Origin of the sequence: Nostoc sp. CmiVER01 (genome assembly GCF_034531135.2) — a bacterium.
Taxonomy (GTDB): domain Bacteria; phylum Cyanobacteriota; class Cyanobacteriia; order Cyanobacteriales; family Nostocaceae; genus Nostoc.
Genome location: NZ_JAVRBU020000001.1, coordinates 628,538 through 643,889, shown reverse-complemented (window position 1 = coordinate 643,889; position 15,352 = coordinate 628,538). Strand labels below are relative to the sequence as shown.

The 15,352-nt window shown below is 37.5% G+C and carries 9 protein-coding genes and 1 pseudogene; 7 read left to right on the top strand and 3 right to left on the bottom strand.

The features are described from left to right. Positions 1–38: 38 nt before the first annotated feature. Positions 39–1,478, bottom strand: a complete 1,440-nt coding sequence (locus RMZ43_RS02440) for a TonB family protein (protein ID WP_322655600.1) — start codon at positions 1,476–1,478, stop codon at positions 39–41. Positions 1,479–2,582: 1,104 nt separating this feature from the next. Between RMZ43_RS02440 and RMZ43_RS02435 the strand changes: the two genes are divergently transcribed. The 4 genes and pseudogenes from RMZ43_RS02435 to RMZ43_RS02420 form a co-directional block, all read left to right on the top strand. Further along, positions 2,583–5,621, top strand: coding sequence for an amino acid adenylation domain-containing protein (locus RMZ43_RS02435; RefSeq protein WP_322646004.1), 3,039 nt, complete (start codon positions 2,583–2,585; stop codon positions 5,619–5,621). Positions 5,622–5,704: 83 nt separating this feature from the next. Further along, the gene (locus RMZ43_RS02430; protein WP_322655599.1) at positions 5,705–8,563 is read left to right on the top strand and encodes a hybrid sensor histidine kinase/response regulator; all 2,859 of its coding nucleotides are present in this window, start codon (positions 5,705–5,707) and stop codon (positions 8,561–8,563) included. A 64-nt stretch (positions 8,564–8,627) separates the two neighbouring features. Further along, the gene (locus RMZ43_RS02425) at positions 8,628–10,052 is read left to right on the top strand and encodes a hybrid sensor histidine kinase/response regulator (RefSeq protein ID WP_322655598.1); all 1,425 of its coding nucleotides are present in this window, start codon (positions 8,628–8,630) and stop codon (positions 10,050–10,052) included. A 35-nt stretch (positions 10,053–10,087) separates the two neighbouring features. Continuing rightward, positions 10,088–10,599 (top strand): annotated as a pseudogene (locus RMZ43_RS02420) (ABC transporter permease); the annotation flags it as partial. On the opposite strand, the gene RMZ43_RS02415 reads toward RMZ43_RS02420, so the two are convergent. Beyond that, positions 10,549–10,695: a hypothetical protein gene (locus tag RMZ43_RS02415; RefSeq protein ID WP_322655620.1), complete on the bottom strand. Its 147-nt coding sequence runs from the start codon at positions 10,693–10,695 to the stop codon at positions 10,549–10,551. The pseudogene RMZ43_RS02420 and the gene RMZ43_RS02415 overlap by 51 nt on opposite strands. A 41-nt stretch (positions 10,696–10,736) precedes the next feature. On the opposite strand from RMZ43_RS02415, the gene RMZ43_RS02410 reads away from it, so the two are divergent. After that, positions 10,737–11,759 carry a tRNA-dihydrouridine synthase family protein gene (locus RMZ43_RS02410; protein WP_322655597.1) on the top strand — a complete coding sequence of 341 codons (1,023 nt, stop codon included), beginning with the start codon at positions 10,737–10,739 and terminating at the stop codon, positions 11,757–11,759. Between the two features lie 154 nt (positions 11,760–11,913). On the opposite strand, the gene RMZ43_RS02405 is transcribed toward RMZ43_RS02410, so the two are convergent. Beyond that, a complete protein-coding gene (locus tag RMZ43_RS02405) occupies positions 11,914–12,924 on the bottom strand; it encodes an alpha/beta hydrolase (protein ID WP_322655596.1) in 1,011 nt (336 codons plus the stop codon). A 351-nt stretch (positions 12,925–13,275) separates the two neighbouring features. Here RMZ43_RS02405 and RMZ43_RS02400 point away from each other — a divergent pair, with 351 nt between their 5' ends. Both RMZ43_RS02400 and RMZ43_RS02395 read left to right on the top strand, forming a co-directional pair. After that, positions 13,276–13,773, top strand: coding sequence for a DUF1772 domain-containing protein (locus RMZ43_RS02400; protein WP_322655595.1), 498 nt, complete (start codon positions 13,276–13,278; stop codon positions 13,771–13,773). 216 nt (positions 13,774–13,989) lie between these two features. Continuing rightward, positions 13,990–15,324 carry a Rieske 2Fe-2S domain-containing protein gene (locus tag RMZ43_RS02395; RefSeq protein WP_322655619.1) on the top strand — a complete coding sequence of 445 codons (1,335 nt, stop codon included), beginning with the start codon at positions 13,990–13,992 and terminating at the stop codon, positions 15,322–15,324. The last annotated feature ends 28 nt before the right edge of the window (positions 15,325–15,352 follow it).

The window sequence follows — 15,352 nt, the reverse complement described above, 5'->3', positions numbered from 1 at the left end:
GCGTTAGCGTAGCGGGGCGAAGCCCATTGCGAATTGTTTTAACCGCCATCTCTCCATAAATTTAGTTCGCCATAAACATTGATATCAAACGTAAATTCGATATCAAGATGGTTCTTAGGATATTCTGTGGGTAAAGGTGCAAAAGGTGCAGATCGCTGTATAGCATTGAGTGCTACTTCATCAGTTACACTGAATCCAGAGGTTTGTGCAATATTGAGATTGCTAACTTGACCTGAACGGTTAATAGTGAAATTAAGCACCGTTCGCCGATTAGATTGGCTCATTCCTGGTAGCCATTGCTGCCGAACGCGTTGCTTTAGTTGGTTTAAGTAAGCGGTGAGGTCTACATCTTGACTGTGGGCATCAATACCAGAAGTAGCTTGGCGATCGCGGTTGGAATTAGGCAAGGCTGCCAGATCATCACCACGATAATTCTGACTAGATATACCCACAGTACCACCCAACAAACTTGCTGCACCTGTTTTTAGAGATGACTGAGCTTGGGTAGGTGTTCGCGCACTTAATCTAGTTGTGGATTGCCCTAACTTCTTAGGGTTGCTGGGTACTGGTAATGTCGTAGCTCTTTCAATCGCTGTTTTTCCCTGTGTTACTAGTAATGGTGTAGTCGTTGGTGCTACTGTAATTTTCTTAGAATTAGGCACTTGTACGGTAGTTGTACGTGCTGAGGCTGTTTGCTTTGGGTTGGGCGCTAAAGGTTTTGTCAAAGGTACTGTTTTAAAAAGTGGTGCTACTGCAAGTTTCTTAGAATCAGGGGCTTGTACTGTGGTTGTACGTGCTGAAGGTATTGGCTTTGGGCTAGGCGCTAAAGGTTTTGTCAAAGGCGCTGTTTTAAAAAGTGGTGCTACTGCAATTTTCTTAAAATCAGGGGTTTGTACTGTGGTTGTATGTGCTGAAGGTATTGGCTTTGGGTTGGGCGCTGTTTTAAGAAGTGGAACTGGTAATGGTCTAGCCATTGGTGCTACTGCAATTTTTTTAGAGTTAGGTAGTTGTGCCTCGCTTACTGATGCTGATATTGTTTTTTGAGATTTAAATTGTGGTTGTTGACGAGATATATTTGGTAATTCTCTTTTCTGCTGCCGTCTTGTTTGGAATACCTCTGCTGGAGATGAGGCTGTTAAGTCAGAAGAACGATTGTTATAGCCTTTATATTCTGTAGGATTCGCTGACTTCATCGCGGAAACAGGTCTTTTTGGCAAAGCTTTACCACCAGCAATAGAGTTTTTGGTAGCCCGAAATGAGGTTTTAGGAGGTATATCTGTTTTATTAGCAGGAACTTCAACTACCTCGATTGGAGTCTCTTGGGCAATTTCTTGCTTCGGCTCACGTATCAAAGCTCTGTACCAATATTTGCTCCCTATTAATAAAATTGAGTGCAATAGGATAGAAATAATTACACCTTGGAGCATATCGATAGAGCGCACGCTCCGATAGTACAGAAATTTATCAGAATCAACCATGTGATTGTACTTTTTTTAATAGCAGCCTCAACAATCTATTTATAGGGTACAAGCTTCTGTTATCTTGGGTTATCTATGACTGTAAAAAACAGCAGACGATCGCACTTCCAGAATCTTCACGCTAGGTTTCCCACCAACACGCTACTTATCATCGCTCCAATAGCCTCTATAGCAGTCCTAAATCATTCGTGAAATTATATCTCTCTTTTTTCTTTCCTTTGCGTCCTTCTCTACAAGACGCTACGCATTGGCGGAAGCTTCTCGCAGAGAAGGCATCCTTGGCGGTTCGTTTCCTAATCTATATTTTTCACAACTCAAATAGAATTGCTCTACATCAGTAGGGCTTTTGGCAATCTTGGGATTACATACTGCCTAGCGATCGCATTTATGAACATCTGGATATATGCAGTTGCTGCAACCCTTAACTGTCAAATCTTCTAGTTTCAGTCTTCTGATATAGGGGTGATAAATTGCAGAATTTCCGCAGCCCCAGAATTAATAAACCGTTCTAATTGATTAATGTCATCATTTAAAATCGACAAAAGTGTGCCTTACAAGCTTGATACAATCGTATAATTTATATTTTGATTCAAGCCTTGCAAAAATTTTACAATCCTTTTATAGAGTTACATTCAAGTTCACAAAGACATTGTAAATTATAATCTGTTTGTTTATTACCACTGTTTTTTATAAAAAATATATTTAATTTTACTTGAATTTTATAAATATATTTTAATCAATCAGGAAAATTACTTAAAAATAATATTTCATGTGAACTAAATATCTGATTTTTATAAATAATAAAATATAGAAATATTACCCTATCATCCAAAAATAACTTTATATATAATGATGGATGAAATATTAGCTTATCTGTTGATGTATTTATATTTGCACATAGGCAGTTTAGAGATTATTTGTTAGACAACATTGTAATTTATATAAAATTAATTTTTAATTTTACTTTAGCACTAATCTATAAATATATAAACATTTAATTTAGTAAAAATATCTCTGGTTATCTGCCAATTCTAGAGTAAATAACACATTAACGTTTTGCCGATCTTAATACTTCATTGAAATCTAAACTTTAGAGATAGTTCTATGGAAAAAATTGATTTTGCTTTGATTCATCAATTCATACAATTTCAAGTCGCTAGTGTTCCTCATGCGACAGCAATTATTTTTCAAAATGAGAAGTTAAGCTATCAAGAACTTAACCAAAAAGCGAACCAAGTCGCACACTACTTGAGGAAACTAGGAGTTAAACCAGAAGTTTTAGTTGGAGTGTGTGTAGAGCGATCGCTAGACATGGTTATTGCACTACTAGGTATTTTAAAAGCTGGTGGAGCGTATGTTCCCCTTGACCCTACTTATCCCAAAGAGCGTTTAGCCTTCGTGATTGAAGATACTCAAATTCCTATTTTATTAACGCAACAACATTTACTAGAGTCAATTCCTCAACATCAAGCACAAACTGTCTGTATAGATGATAATTGGCAAAAAATTGCACAACAGTCTGTAGATAACCCAATATGTGAAACCCAACCTCACAATCTAGCTTATATAATTTATACATCTGGATCTACAGGTAAACCTAAAGGCGTAGCAATCGAGCATCGTAATACAGTTGCCCTAATTAACTGGGCAAGAAAACTTTTTACTCCTGAACAATTAAAGGGAGTACTATGCTCAACATCATTATGTTTTGATCTATCGATTTTTGAATTATTTGTGACTCTGAGTTATGGTGGTAAAGTAATTTTGGCTCAAGATGCGCTACAGTTACCCAATTTGCCAGCAGCATCGCAAGTAACGTTGATTAATACGGTACCTTCGGTGATTTCTGCATTACTCCGAATGAATGGTATTCCTTCATCGGTGAATACCATTAACTTAGCAGGTGAACCATTGCAAAATGCCCTTGTGCAACAACTTTATCAGCTAGAACATATTCAACAAGTATTCAATCTTTATGGCCCTACAGAGGATACCACTTATTCTACTGTTGCCTTAATACAGAAAGGGGGAAACCAAATTCCATCAATTGGTCGTCCAATTGCAAATACCCAAATCTATTTACTCGACTCCCGACTGAACCCTGTAGCTGATGGGGCTGAAGGTGAAATTTATATTACTGGAGCAGGTGTAGCCCGTGGTTATCTTAACTCTCCAGAGTTAACAAATGATAAATTTGTCATCAATCCTTTTAGCAATGAACCAGGGTCAAGACTTTATAAAACAGGAGACCTCGCTGTTTATTTGCCCAATGGTAATCTTAAGTTTTTAGGTCGCATCGATCATCAAGTCAAAATTCGTGGCTTTCGGATTGAACTAGGAGAAATTGAGGCGCGTTTGAATGAACACCCAGCAGTTAATCAAGCGATCGTTGTTACCCGTGAAGATGTACTTGGTAGCCAGCGACTAATTAGTTATGTAGTCCCAAATTCTGTTGGAGATAGACAACTACAAGATATCAGCCCCAAAGCTCTGCGTAGTTTTCTCCGTCAGAAGTTACCTAACTATATGATTCCTTCAGCGTTTTTTCTGCTGGATGAGTTACCCTTGACTCTCAATGGCAAGATTGACCGCCGTGCCTTACCTGTCCCTAAATACTTTCAAAGAGAGTCAGAAAATTATATTGCACCCCGTACCTCATTAGAAAAACAACTAGCTGAAATTTGGACTCATTTGCTAGGAATAGAGCTAATTTCTATTGACGATACTTTTTGTGAATTAGGAGGAAGCTCTTTATTAACTATTCAACTAATTGTTGAACTAAGACAAACATTTCAGTTAGATATCACCTTAGAAAACTTTCTAAATTTACCAACAGTTGCAGGTCTTGCACAAACCATTACAGCTCTAAGTCAAACAGAAATCGTAATTCAGCCAACCAACCCTTTAGAAAAAGAAATATTACTAGACTCTTCTATTCAGCCACGAAACACTCTGAGCGAACCTGTACTAAATTTTTTCTTAACTGGTGCTACTGGGTTTTTAGGTGCTTTTTTACTTTACGATCTGCTGCAACAAACTAGAGCAGATATTTATTGTCTAGTTCGTGCTAGCAGTCTTGAAGAAGCTAGAGTCAGAATTATCAGCCGATTGAAGCTTTATCAACTCTGGCAAGAAGACCTAAGGGATAGAATTATTCCGGTTGTAGGAGATTTAAGCAAGCCACTTTTAGGGCTAGAAGCACAACAGTTTTCTAGGTTAGCAGAAAAAATAGACATTATTTATCACTGTGGGGCATCTGTGAATATGGTGTATCCCTATTCAGCCTTAGAAAGTATGAATGTTTTAGGAACTCAGGAAGTTTTGCGTCTAGCCAGTCAAAATAAAATTAAGCCTTTGCATTTTATTTCTACCGTCGATGTTCTGTCATCAACGAAGAATGGTATAGCAATAGTCAGAGAAGAAGATACGAATACTGTTGCTTGTGACACGCATCTTCATAGTGGTTATGCACAAAGCAAATATATTGCTGAACAGTTAGTCATGATGGCACATTCGAGAGGCTTGCCCTGTTCCATCTACCGACCTAGCAACATTACGGGACATAGTAAAACAGGTATTTGCTCAACAACAAGTTTCTTAGCAAGGATGATTAATAGTTGCATTCAAATGGGTATTGTTCCTGAACTAGAGGCAGTATTAAACCTTGTACCAGTAGATTATGTCAGTCAGGCGATCGCACATCTATCACACCAACACAAAATATGTGGTAAAGTTTTATACATAGTTAATCCTGAACCTATTGAGTGGAGACAGCTTGTAAACTGGATGGAAAATATAGGTTACTCACTACAAAGAGTTTCCTATCAAGTCTGGTATGACAGATTATCACAACTCATCAAATGCAATTCAGAAAATTCATTATCTCCTCTAGTAAGTGTTTTAACACCTAATTTTGTTCAAAAATTATTAGGAGTATTTCAGTTTAAATGTGAAAGTACCCATAATGAACTGAATAACAACTCTATTTATTGTCCCCCAGCAAACGAGGAATTACTACAGGCTTACTTTTCGTATTTCATCCAAACTGGTTATTTACAAGCTCCTGTATCAAGTAGTAAATGGAAACATTTAGTTTTTTCTGAAAACTTAAAAAATCTGAATGTGTCAGTCAGTAAATTCTAAACGTAGTGCGATCATCAAAGTCGCTAACATACACACTACTTAAAAAATAAGGATGTGAAACTGTGAAAATGAGCAAAAACTGGATGAATTGGTTAAAAATGCGAATATCTGTACCTCAGTCCAGTAATCATGCTCAAGGTAAGTATACAGCTTCGCTCACACAACAAACGCTCATCACAACTGCAATCAGCATTGGAGGGGTGATTGTTGTATCTACTGGAATTGCTTATTTCCAAATGATTTCTAAAATTACGGCTGAGGCATTAACTGAGGTTGAGAAATATGTCCAACTTCGAGCGCAACGCGAAAAGGTAATTTTTATTATAGCTGAAGAAAATCATGGACTACTTAAGCAGGCTTTGTTACAAAGGCTAAAAGCAAATAGTAGTCGAGATCCTAAATTTGAATTCAATCAGCTATTTGTGAGAATGGCAGACGGCACTATTCGCAATGATCCCAATAAATTTGATATTCAACGACACCCAGGAGTATTTCTTGGTAAAAACGTCGATATTAATTCTGATATTAGGCAACGTGTCATGGCTTATTTTGATGAACTTAGTGCTTATGGGCCTGCATGGCGAAATCGCTTTATCAATACCTATATGCAAATTCCTGAAAATGGAATTGCTATCTATATGCCTAGTTATCCTTGGGTACAAAATGCACCACATGATGAATCTTTTCGAGTCACAGATGATGAGTCTTTTTACATTACTGATAAAGTCCATAATCCAAAACGTGAAACTGTCTGGACAGGAATTTATTACGATAAAGTAGCCAAGGCTTGGATGACTTCTTGTGTTACACCTGTTGATATGGATGGCAAACACATTGCTACAATTGGACATGATATTTTAATTGGTGATTTGCAAAACCGCACAATTAATGATGCTTTAGAAGGTACTTACAACATGATTTTTCGGGGAGATGGGCGTTTGCTAGCTCATCCCGACCTAATGAAAAGTATTCAAAAACAAAATGGTAACTTCAATATACTCAAATCTCAAAATGAACATCTAAATAATATTTTTGAACTAGTTAAGAAAAAAACTCGTAATCAAGTTGTTATTGATAACCCAAATAATAATGAGTATTTAGCAATCACTAAGATTGAAGGGCCGGATTGGTATTTAGTTACTGTATTGCCTAAATCAATTTTAGAAAAGAAAGCATTTATAACTGTGAGATTAATAATCTTTTCGGGGATAACCTCACTATTAATTGAAATTGCCGTAGTTTTTTTGATTTTAGGTTACCAAATTTCCTCTCCATTAACTAAATTAATGGCAGCAACTGAAAGTATAGCTAATGGCAATTTGAATATTGCACTTGATGTAACACGACAAGATGAGTTAGGTCGTCTTGCATATTTGTTTAACAAAATGGCCCAAGAGTTGCGAGAATCTTTCACTGCTCTAGCAAAAACAAATGAAGAGTTAGAATTTAGAGTAGAAAAACGCACAGCTGAACTACAGGCAGCTAAAGAAGCGGCTGATAATGCCAGCAAAGCCAAGAACGAATTTCTTGCTAATATAAGCCATGAACTTCGTACTCCTCTCAACGGTATCTTGGGCTATGCTCAAATCCTCCAAAATTCCAATAATTTCACTGAAAAACAGCAAAAAGGGATACGTGTTATTAATCAAAGTGGCTCACATCTATTAACTTTAATCAATGATATTCTTGATATTGCTAAAATCGAAGCTCAGAAGATAGAACTATATCCAACGAGCTTTAATTTTTATTCTTTTCTGCAAGATGTTTCTGAAATTTTTCTGATTAAGGCTGAACAAAAACATATTGAATTTATATATCAAGCTGATAATAAGTTACCTCTAGGTATACATGCTGATGAAAAAAGATTACGTCAGGTATTAATTAATTTGTTAGGTAATGCTATCAAGTTTACCGACAAAGGTTCAGTGAAATTTATGGTTAAACAAGAAAGTTTGGGAAGTAACAATCAGGGAAAATCACCACTGTATCGGATTCGTTTTCAAGTTGAAGATACTGGTGTAGGTATGACGAGTGAGGAACTAGAAAAAATATTTCTACCATTTGAGCAGGTTGGTGATATTAAAAAGCAATCGGAAGGAACAGGACTAGGCTTAACGATTAGTCAAAAAATTGTCGCTATGATGGGTGGCAATTTGAAAGTGCAAACGCAATTAAATAAAGGCAGTACTTTTTGGTTTGATATAGAGTTACCTGAGGCCAAAGAATGGACGGAAAAATCTAAATTTTCACAAGGAACTATTGTTGGCTTCCAGGGATCAAAACGAAAAATTTTAATCATAGATGAACGTTGGGAAAGTCGTTCAGTAGTCGTTAATTTAATAGAACATCTTGGATTTTATGTTGTAGAATGCAGTGATTCTCAAGAAGCTTTAGCAAAAGTATTTAATTTTAAACCTGACCTAATAATTACTGATATTCTTATGCCTGTAACAGACGGATTAAGATTAATACAAAATTTGCGTAGTTCTCCAGCTTTAAAAAACGTAACAATTATAGTTTCATCAGCCAATGTTTATAATACTGACATACAGAAAAGTTTAGATGCTGGTGGGAATGACTTTCTTGCCAAGCCTATACAAGCATTTGATTTGCTAGAAAAACTCCAACAGCATTTAAACCTGCAATGGATTTATGATCAACAAGATGAAAATAAAACAGCAGATATTTGTACTTTAGAGATTGAAAAACATAATTTGTCATTTCAGGAATGTAAAATAGTAGCTCCTCCTGAAGATGTTCTGTATAAATTATATAGGTTAGCTTTACAAGGACGAATTCAATCTATTAAAAAAGAATTAGATTTGTTAACAAAAAATAATCAAGAGTTTATTTTGTTCTCAAAAATGATTTATCAATTATCTCAAGAATTTCAAATTGAAAAAATTCAAGAATTCATTCATGAATTTATTAAAATAGACTAATTTTAATATTTTATAAATGGATTTTTTTAAATTTAATTAAGGATTTGTCTGGTAGGACTTAATAATGCATCTCCACGATACAACTGTAGTTTTAATTGTTGATGATATTCCTGCTAATTTAGAAGTGCTTTCCGACGCTCTAACAGATGCTGGATTTGAAGTTGCAGTGGCAACTAATGGAGAAAGCGCCCTCAAACAAGTTGAATACAATATACCAACATTAATTTTGTTAGATGTAATGATGCCAGGAATTGACGGATTTGAAACCTGTCGTCGATTAAAGGCTAATGCCAACACAAAAGATACACCCATTATTTTTATGACAGCTCTTAGTGATTCTGTAGATAAAGTCAGAGGGTTATCACTAGGTGCTGTAGACTATATCACCAAGCCATTTCAACAAGCAGAAGTACTAGCTCGTGTTCAAGTTCATGTACAGCTGCGAAATGCAACCATAGCAATGGAGCAACAAAATATCCATTTAAAACAAGAAAATGAGCAGCGTATTGCAGCAGAAACTGCCTTACAGCATCTGACTCAGGATTTAGAGCAGCGTGTAGTAGAAAGAACTGAAGAACTTGCTCACACTCTCCAAATTTTACAAAAAGCTCAAGTTCAGCTTGTACAGGCAGAAAAATTAGCTACTTTAGGTCAGTTAGTCGCAGGTATTGCTCATGAAATTAACAATCCAATCAATTTTATTTATGCCAATATCCATCATGCTAATCAGTATATTCATGACTTACTAAAGCTAATACAGCTTTATCTAGTTCAGTATCCTCATCCTACTGAAGATATTGAAAATAATATCAAAGAAATTGACTTAGATTTTCTGATTGAAGATTTACCAAAACTACTTTCTTCAATGGAAATGGGAGCGCAAAGAATTAGTAATATTGTCAAATCTTTCCGTAGTTTTTCTCGCCATGATGAATCAGAACTTAAAATAGTAGATATTCATGAAGGCATTGATAGCACCTTAAATATTCTTGAATATCGTCTGAAAGAAAAAGTAAATAATCAATCTATTAATATTGTTAAAAAATATGGGACTTTACCACAAGTCGAGTGCTGTGCAGGAAAAATGAACCAAGTATTTATGAATATTCTTAGTAATGCAATCGATGCTCTAGAAGAGTTAATAATTAATGATAAATATTTTATTTTTCCTACCATTTTAATTCACACGGAAGTTTTGGAAGCAGAATATGTTGTGATTAGGATTATCGATAATGGTTTAGGAATATCAGAAGAAGCTCAAAAAAGATTATTTGATCCTTTCTTCACCACTAAACCTGCGGGTAAAGGTACAGGTTTAGGACTGTCAATTAGCTATCAAATCATCAAGGAACAACATGGTGGTTCATTAACCTGTATTTCTAATCCAGGTCAGGGAGCAGAATTTGTCATTAAAATTCCAATTCGACACCTAGCCCAGTCTCAGAAGGTTTTATGTAGCAATTCTTCAATTGGCAATCCTTTTTACTAATAGTATTGAGTCTGTTGTTGGTGTAATTTGGGTAGTTGCTACCTCTATTATTCACCAGTTTAGGGATATTAGTCGCATTGCGGGCTGGTCAATTTAATACCGATGGTAAAGGACAAATTTACCTCGGTGCGTTGGGTAGTGCTTTAATCGGGTTATATGTGCAAGGAATACCTGCTGTCATACACATTCCCTTAGCACTTGTTGCTGGATTTCTCTTTGATGTGCTTTGGGGTTGGATACCTGGTTATCTAAAAGCTGTTCGAGGAGTAAATGAAGTCATCACTACTCTATTACTAAATTACATCGCGGTGAATTTAGTTAGCTACTTGGTGCAGAACCCCTTAAAAGCACCAGGCGCACCTAGTCCTTATTCGCCATTAATTGCCAAAGAACGCACACTTGCCTTTTATTTTATCCCAAAGTTTATGCACATGCAGGCATAATACTTGCGTTAATATTAGCCGTTTTCTTGTGGGTATTATTAGTGCGATCGCCTCTAGGATACCAAATCGCCGCCGTTGGTTTTAACCCCACAGCAGCCCATTATGGTCATTAAATCTTCTTTGCCTGGCTCAAAAAACTCAAAAACTTTCTTAGGCTTATATTTTTTGCCTTCTGCCCTCTGCCTTTCTTCGGTAAGCATTTTTTGATAGAGTGAAGTTTTGTCGAACGCTCTTCATCTCTATGTCATCCCAGGTATCGCTCCCCCAATCGCTGCATCCAGACCTACCCTTCACGGCTCTTGCGCCTATGCAGGATGTAACAAACCTCTGGTTTATGAAGGTGATTGCCCACTACGGTAGCCCTGACTACTTTTTCACCGAGTATTTCCGGGTGAATGATACCTCAAGGCTCAATCGTAGCATTCTGGCAGCAATCACCGAAAATGACACGGGTCGCCCCGTTTTTGCTCAAATGATTGGCGAAAGCATTCCAGATTTAGTAAGAACAGCGAAGGAACTCTGCAAGTATAATATTGCTGGAGTTGACTTAAATATGGGCTGTCCAGCACCTAGAATCTATCGTAAAAACGTTGGGGGTGGATTGCTGCTATTACCAGAAAAAGTGGATCGGATTTTAGGAGAACTGCGTTCTGCTGTGAACGATCGACCTTTAACAGTCAAGATGCGCTTAGGCTTTGAAAATACAGATAACTTTTACGAAATTCTAGATATGATCAATCGCCACAGCATTGATTTGCTGAGTTTGCATGGTCGCACAGTAAAAGATATGTACCACGGAGCAGTGAAATATGATTTGATCGCTGAAGCGGTGAAACGGGTTGATTGTTCAGTGCTTGCCAATGGCAATATCCACTCTGCGGCAACTGCCCTTAAAGTGCTTTCTCAAACGGGCGCGGCGGGTGTGATGGTGGGACGCTGGGCGATCGGCAATCCTTGGCTTTTTAATCAAATTCGGCAGGCTTTGCGCTTCGAGACGATCGCGCCCGTTCCTTTAGTAGAAGTACGCAACTATATTGAGCGTTTATGGCAAACCCCCACAGCAACAACTATGCCAGAGCGATCGCGCATAGGCTACCTTAAAATGTTTCTTAACTACGTTGCCCTAAGTGTTGACACTGAAGGTGATTTTCTGCGACTGATGCGACAGACTTCTACCGAGGTAGAAATGTTTAACCTCTGCGATCGTTTTCTCCTTAGTGATTTGACGAAAACTTTAGCCCTAACACCTTTAAATAGCGTGTAACTGTGGACAAAAAATCTGAGTGCGATCGCTCTAGATTGAATTACCGATTTTCCCCCACTGGTTGATAATTCTATTTCCAGTAGTTCTCTTCATCAGATTTTAGACATTGGAAAGGAGACAGGGCATCTTGTACTTAGTAATCAAACATTATGTATTATTCGTATGGATTGATGCACTTGAGATGCTCACAGCCAAAAGCTTGAGTCATCATTGCAGATAGCTCTTGAGATTGACCATCGAGGTTGAATTTGAGCATGATTTGGTCATAAGCTTGTCCCTGCGCTATCAGCTTTGCCATTTGCTCAAACTCTACCCAAGTCAAATGACTCTCAACAAAAGCCTTAGCAAGGGTGATTACTAGTTCCTCATAATCATTGTCTTCCAGTTTTGTCATCATCCGGTGTTCAATGTGAAGCGAATCATCGAAACAGTAATACCAGGATTTTGGTTGCTGATTAACTACCCTTCGGAAAAAATCCTTTTGCTTGGAGCGGTTAACAGCATGATCTCCTTCACTACATACCATTAAAATAGGAGCAGAAACACAGTCTTGAGCCTTTTCTAAAACCTCCTCTGCCAATTGAAGAAATATCCGTAATGCCTTGAGACAAAAACCTTTATAACCAAAATTTCCAGATGCATCTTTGTTGAACCACTCAAAGTAAATTGGCAGGATTTTGATAAGTTGATCTAATAGTGAGTAACGGCTAGCTAAATAAGGCGTAAACAATAAAGTGCGGTCAATCTCTTGAGGATGCTCTAAAGCTAACCAAGCAGCTAAAGTTCCACCTGTTGACAATCCACCAATTACAACTTGTTGTCCTAGTGTTTTTGCAATCTCCAACCATTTGAGCAGAAATTGTTGATATATCTGAATATCTGTTGGTAGTGGTGGAGGATTTTTACGATTCCAGTTGCCTGAGCGTCCATGACCAGGCTGTAAAGGAATCAGAACGTTATATCCTTTGTTAAAGAAAGCTTTACCCAGTGGCTCGAACTGGTAAGGGCCTGCTGTAAAACCATGCAAAAACAAAAAAACTTTTGGCGTTAAGAAAGGATGAATTAAAAATTTTGAACGACAGGCTTCATTTTTAAGACCTTGTGTAGACTCTAATTGGTGAATTTTATCCAGGATTTCTATTGTATTTTGGATGCCAACTTTCATTTATTACTTATTATCTATTATATAATATAATTTACTTTATTAATTAAGTATTTAATTGGGATCTAGCAAAGGAGAGATTTTTGAGTTAGCCTGTCAAAAGTGAAAATTTTTTTAATATTGGATTAAGTATTCAATCCAAACTAATTTTCCACAGCCAGTCTAGCAGATTTGACTGTTGGGATTGACAATCACTCCTACCAAGCCAATCATTGTTGTACACCAACTCAACACTGAATGCTCCACTAAAAGGATATTGCCCTAATTTTCCAAAACCTTCAACGAAGAGAGAGAGGGAAATGACCCCTTTCGTCTTACCTTTTCATTCAAGACCTTTACTCCCAAAGAAATTTGTTGACATTTGACTACTCGCTTTTCGGATTGAAACTTTTGGCCGCACTCGGCTGTGGGTTGATTGCTGGAGTCTTCTTCGCTTTTTCGACCTTTGTAATGAACGCTCTTGCCCGAATACCGCCAACACAGGGCATTATTGCCATGCAATCCATCAATATCGCGGCGATCAATCCGTTGTTTATGACGGCGCTATTCGGAACGGGTGCGGCTTGCGTTTTTCTATTTATCTTCTCACTGTTAAGGTGGCATCAACCTGGTGCTGTCTATTTGCTCGTCGGTAGCCTGCTTTATCTCGTTGGCACTTTAGGCGTGACTATTGTTTTCAATGTGCCACTCAACGATGCGCTGGCCAAAGTCGAGTCGGGTAGCGCTATCGAACTCTCTTTATGGTCTAGCTACCTTACCAACTGGACAATATGGAATCATATTCGGACAGTGACGGCGCTTGCGGCTGCGGCATCATTCACTATCGCCCTCTGCTATCGAACTGTGCAATGATAATTAAGTAAGTTGGAGGGGAAATTTCAATAAATTGTAAACTTTCGGAAACCTACGTAAAAACCATCGGTGAGACGTTAAAATAATTTTACTTTTATAAGTTAGAAATTATACTAAAAAGTAAAAAAAACACTGTCCAGAATATTTGGCGAGTTCTTCATTCTTACCAACAGGAAACTAAACGTAGAATTACTTTTTGTTTAAATGAATACAGAAATACAATCTAAGTTCAACTTTTTTCAACATTGGTATCCTCTTTCTCCCGTTCAAGATATTGATCCAAAGCAGCCCACCTCAGTAACTATTCTAGGACTGCGCTTAGTTATCTGGAAGCCTAAGTCATCTACAACTTACCAAGTATTTCTAGATCAATGTCCACACCGTCTTGCTCCTTTGAGTGAAGGGCGTGTTGATACGCAGACAGATAATTTAATGTGTAGTTATCATGGCTGGCAGTTTGATCCTCAAGGAATCTGTACTCATATTCCTCAAATAGAGAATTCTGAAATTGTTACCAAGAATGAAAAAAATCTGTGTGCAGTTACATTTCCAGTTCGTCAGGAAAATGATTTACTTTGGGTTTGGCCTGATGCCAAGTCAGCAGAACTAGCATCTGTTACACCTTTACCTCTGTCACCCCAAATAGATGCTAACAAAGGTTTCGTTTGGGATTCTTTTGTGCGCGATTTAGAATATGATTGGCAAACCCTTGTTGAAAACGTGACAGATCCTGCTCATGTTCCTTTTGCTCATCATGGGTTGCAGGGGAATCGAGAACAAGCAGTACCCATTCCAATGACTATTGAGAAATCAACAATAGATATGATTGAAGTACTTCTTGAAAGAGACTTGGGAAGAACAATAATTACTTTTCAACCCCCTTGCCGCTTAGAGTATGCAATTAGCTTTGGCAGCTCTGGAAAGCAGTTAGGACTTGTTACTTACTGTATTCCAGTATCTCCAGGTAAGTCAAGAATTGTAGCTCAGTTTCCGATTAATTTTGTTAAAACATTTCATCATCTGATACCTCGTTGGTGGGTTCACATCATGATGCGTAATCCGGTTCTTGATGGAGATATGATTCTTTTACATCAGCAAGAGCATTTCCTTCAACAGAGACAATCTGTTGAAACTTGGAAAACTGCTTACAAGCTACCTGCAAGTGCAGATCGTTTAGTAATTGAGTTTAGAAATTGGTTTGATAAATATTGTCACGGGCATTTACCGTGGAGTGAAGTCGGAATTAGTACTTTAGAAAACTCGAAAATTAATGACGATCGCTCTGTGATACTCGATCGCTACAAACAACATACTCAGCACTGTAGTAGCTGCCGAGGGGCGCTGAGAGCGATCCAGCGTTTGCAAGTAGTACTGTTGGCATACTCTGCTATTACTATTTCAGGACTTGCTATCCTTCCAGATACGCTTCGAGTCAAGCTTGGTTTAACACTAATTATTACGGCACTATTAAGTTTGGCAGCTTACACTTGGCTGAAATTTTGGCTTGTCCCTAAATTTTACTTTGTAGACTATGTTCATGCCAAAAAATAATCAAACCAAACCTCGTTCATCTTTGTTA

Coding starts and splice junctions, on each gene's coding strand:
- RMZ43_RS02430 (WP_322655599.1), top strand. CDS start 5,705: ATGAATTGGTTAAAAATGCGAATATCTGTACCTCAGTCCAGTAATCAT.
- RMZ43_RS02440 (WP_322655600.1), bottom strand. CDS start 1,478: ATGGTTGATTCTGATAAATTTCTGTACTATCGGAGCGTGCGCTCTATC.
- RMZ43_RS02415 (WP_322655620.1), bottom strand. CDS start 10,695: ATGCTTACCGAAGAAAGGCAGAGGGCAGAAGGCAAAAAATATAAGCCT.
- RMZ43_RS02425 (WP_322655598.1), top strand. CDS start 8,628: ATGCATCTCCACGATACAACTGTAGTTTTAATTGTTGATGATATTCCT.
- RMZ43_RS02410 (WP_322655597.1), top strand. CDS start 10,737: ATGTCATCCCAGGTATCGCTCCCCCAATCGCTGCATCCAGACCTACCC.
- RMZ43_RS02405 (WP_322655596.1), bottom strand. CDS start 12,924: ATGAAAGTTGGCATCCAAAATACAATAGAAATCCTGGATAAAATTCAC.
- RMZ43_RS02435 (WP_322646004.1), top strand. CDS start 2,583: ATGGAAAAAATTGATTTTGCTTTGATTCATCAATTCATACAATTTCAA.